The following is a 3,562-nucleotide window of genomic DNA, read 5'->3' as shown; positions in this document are numbered from 1 at the left end:
CCACTATTCTATGGTGTATCTATAGGTTTGTTTTTACTGCCATTTCATATTGTTGGTAGAAAATAGACTTTCAAAGCCCGAACAAAGTTGCACATATGCAGTTAACAAACGCTTCAAGAGGGACAGCCAACGCGTAGCATTTTTACTATGCGTTGGTTTTCGTGATTACGGTGTTATGCGGAAAGTTTGTAGTAGCGTTGTCTGCCCCTTAAGCGGGCGTTAGGCAAAGTGAGTTTTTATCAGCTAAATCGAGTTTGAATTGAACGGTAAATTCCATGTTTTGTGGCTTAATTTAAGCAATAAATAATCACCACATATTTGTTGTTTCTTGATCGCGTTGGGTTGTTTAGCGCTGTGAGTTTAGCGGCAAAATAACCTTCAGCATCCAAACGTCCGCCGAGCATGCTACGCTCGTCACTTTTCTTCCAAATCGCTCAATTTGAATTTGTTGGTTTCTTTGCTGAATTAGGGTTTTAGTTTATAAATGAATCGGTTAGTTTGTTCTAAGTTTGTAAAAAAGCCCTGTTCTTTGGTTTTAAAAGTGTTGGTGTCAATTGGTTGGCCTAACAAACGGCTCAAGAGGGATTGTCAACGCGTGGCGGCTTTAGTGCAAAATTGAAGTTCAGAGTTTTCGGTGTGTTTTTTGAGTTCGGCGGTGCGTTGTCAACCCCTTAGCCGGGCGTTATGAGTATCCGCAATTTTAGAGACAAGGAGTCAATTTTGTTCAAGCTTTATTACTATCCAAACAACGCGAGTCTAGCTCCTCATTTTTTGCTTCATCATTTAAAAGCAGATTATGAGCTGTTGTTAGTTGATAAAAAATCGAACTCTCAAAAATCAGCGGATTATCTTAGGCTCAACCCAGCAGGGCGCATACCGACCTTAGTTGTTAATGATCAGCCAATTTTCGAAAGCCCAGCTATTTGCATGCACATCTGCGAATTGCACCCTGAATCAGACTTAATGCCATCGTTAGGTGAGCCGACTCGCCCTTTGTTTTATCAATGGCTCGCTTTTCTCAATAATACGCTGCAAGCTGAACTCATGGTTCGCTATTATCCTCATCGCCACACCAACGATGAAGCTACCATTCCAAATGTTATAGCGGCGCAGGACGAAAGAATTGCTGATGCATTGTCAATTATCAACAACCAGTTAGAGCGTCACGATTACTTGCTGGGTGATACCTTAACAGCATGTGACTACTTCTTGTTTATGCTTGCAGAATGGTCGTTGCCAATCGAAAAGTCGCCACTCGAATTCAAACACCTAGCTGCGTATTTAAAGCGTCTTTGCTTGAACCCAACGATTAAAGCGGTTTGCGATATCGAGGGTATAGACCTCACACCATTTGAGTCATACTCATAACAAGCAATTTAAGAGGGATTCACAACGCTTGGCATTTTTGCGTCTACTTCAAATTTAGTGTTTATGGCACAATGCTTTAGGTATGGGGGGAGGCGTTGTTCACCCCTTAATTGGGCGTTATGGCTCCCAAATTGAGTTGGTTACGAATGTCGATAAATTGGTTCAAATTGGAGTACTATGCTGCGATTGCGCTGATTTGAAGAACACGATGACAATTCCAATTAAAAATGTATCTAGTACGGAAATTTCTTGCTCAAACTGTCAGGCTTGTTGCTGTCGTTTAGAGGTCATGATCATTACAGATACAGGTGTGCCAGAGCAACACATTGCTTTCGACCAATGGGGTGGGGAAACCATGCTACGTTTGGCGGATGGTTGGTGCTCAGCTTTAGATCGAGAAACATTCATGTGCACGATTTATGAGAATCGACCTTGGATTTGTCGAGAGTTTGAAATGGGCTCTTATGAATGTCGAGATGAAAGGTCAGATTTACCTTAAAAATTATGTTCGATAAATCAGAGTGTTGTTAGCCATAACAAACGGTTAAAGAGGGACTGCCAACGCGTGGCGGTTTTTGCTCAAATCGGCATTTGTGATTACGGCTGTTATTTTGAGTTCAGTGTTTTGCGTTGTCAGCCCCTTAACCGGGCGTTAGGCTAATAAGGAGAAAGCCGATTGATTTTTGGAGAAATAGAGTCATTTTTGTCTTTGGTTGAAAGAGTAATTAAGCCTTTTAGAAAGTACAACAATTTACCTAAAGAGCTACTGTCTACTCGTTTAGTTAGTGTTTTTGAAGCTCACGGAGTTCATAGAAACCAAATTTCTCAAGTTATTGGGCACAATTTAAGTCTTCATGACGTTAGTACTGATGAACGACTTCTTGAGAAACTCAATGATGATATTTTAGCGTCAACATGCCAGCTTTTTGGTGTAAACAGAGATTGGCTGGACGGCGCGTCCGAAAAGGTTTATCCGACATATGATTTTTATAAGCATCCGCAACAATTTAATGAATTTCTTTCTGAGCTATTAGCAAAATGTGGGCATGATAACCTTGATGGTGTGTTGTTAGCACTCGATAAAATCGACCGAGGAGCAGAAAGCGTGCTTATATTGCAAGAAACTCTAGGATTGATAAATGACAAGCCGTATTACCGCTATTATCTCTGCAATGGTTGGGTTTTCTCTTATTGGAAATCAAGAGGTTACTTAGCTGCAAGCATTGCGATATGTTGGAAAAATAAGGTTTATGTCAGAGGACAGTATTTAGATAAATCCACGGTTGTTAACTATGCCAGTGGGAAAGCCCTATTAAGCTTTGGTGAAAGTGGAATACACTCTATTAATGGCATTCCATGGTATGCAGAAGATTTAGCCGAAGATCCCGCAACATACTTGAGAAATGTTGATCCTGAAGAAAATAAGTTCGGCTTAAGTTCAGCATTATCCCTTTGGTTCCAGTTACATAATCAAGGTTATCTAGATACGGGCTTTCCTGATAGTGGCGTGCTTAAAAAGTTTAATGAGGCACGTAAAAAATTAGCCTAACAAACGGCTCAAGAGGGATTGCCAACGCGTGGCGACTTTAGTGCAAAATTGAAGTTAAGCGTTTACAGTGGTTTTTTGAGTTCGGCGGTGCGTTGTCAACCCCTTAGCCGGGCGTTATATGCTTTCAAGTTACAATCAATAAAAGGACTTAAAAATGATTCTAAATCACGTCTCAGTTGGCGTTTCTGATGTGCTAAAGGCAGTCGGTTTTTATGACTCTGTTCTTTCTACACTAGCTATTAAGCGTGCTCACTATATAGAAAATATCGCAGCGGCTTATGGTGAAAATTTTGAATTTTGGGTCGGAAGCCCTTGTGAAGGAAAAGCAACATCAAGTAATGGTGCTCATATTGCTTTCAATGCACCTTCAAAAGAAGCTGTTGACCAATTCTATGCTACAGCCATTGAATTGGGTGGCTTATGTGCGGGTAAGCCAGGTCTAAGGCCGGAGTATGGTGAAGCTTACTATGACTTAGACGGAAACAAAATCGAAGCAGTTTCAATGTAGCTTTGAGTACGCATATAACAATCAATTTAAGAGGGATTCCCAACGCTTGGCATTTTTGCTTCTACTTCAAATTAAGTGTTTATGGCACAATGCTTTAAGTTGGGTAGTAGCGTTGCTCACCCCTTAATTGGGCGTTA

General features: G+C 40.8%; 4 protein-coding genes. All 4 read left to right on the top strand.

What is annotated here, in order from left to right; all coding sequences use genetic code 11:
• The first annotated feature begins 720 nt into the window (after positions 1-720).
• The 4 genes from AACT42_RS00845 to AACT42_RS00830 all read left to right on the top strand — a co-directional run bounded on the left by AACT42_RS00845 (position 721) and on the right by AACT42_RS00830 (position 3,425).
• The gene (locus AACT42_RS00845; protein ID WP_094168089.1) at positions 721-1,368 is read left to right on the top strand and encodes a glutathione S-transferase family protein; all 648 of its coding nucleotides are present in this window, start codon (positions 721-723) and stop codon (positions 1,366-1,368) included.
• A gap of 208 nt (positions 1,369-1,576) precedes the next feature.
• Positions 1,577-1,867, top strand: a complete 291-nt coding sequence (locus tag AACT42_RS00840) for a YkgJ family cysteine cluster protein (RefSeq protein WP_026028227.1) — start codon at positions 1,577-1,579, stop codon at positions 1,865-1,867.
• 177 nt (positions 1,868-2,044) lie between these two features.
• Positions 2,045-2,917 (top strand): hypothetical protein, encoded by an 873-nt coding sequence (locus AACT42_RS00835; protein WP_094168088.1) that lies wholly within the window; start codon positions 2,045-2,047, stop codon positions 2,915-2,917.
• 154 nt (positions 2,918-3,071) lie between these two features.
• Entirely contained in the window at positions 3,072-3,425 is a 354-nt protein-coding gene (locus AACT42_RS00830; RefSeq protein ID WP_094133221.1) for a VOC family protein, read from the top strand.
• Positions 3,426-3,562: the final 137 nt, after the last annotated feature.

The organism is Vibrio sp. V15_P4S5T153 (assembly GCF_963874485.1).
Taxonomy (GTDB): domain Bacteria; phylum Pseudomonadota; class Gammaproteobacteria; order Enterobacterales; family Vibrionaceae; genus Vibrio; species Vibrio anguillarum.
Note: the sequence above shows the minus strand (reverse complement) of the source record. Positions and strands in the feature narration are given on the sequence as shown.

Excerpts from the sequence above, each read along its gene's own strand:
- AACT42_RS00840 (WP_026028227.1), top strand. The coding sequence starts at position 1,577 with ATGACAATTCCAATTAAAAATGTATCTAGTACGGAAATTTCTTGCTCA.
- AACT42_RS00830 (WP_094133221.1), top strand. The coding sequence starts at position 3,072 with ATGATTCTAAATCACGTCTCAGTTGGCGTTTCTGATGTGCTAAAGGCA.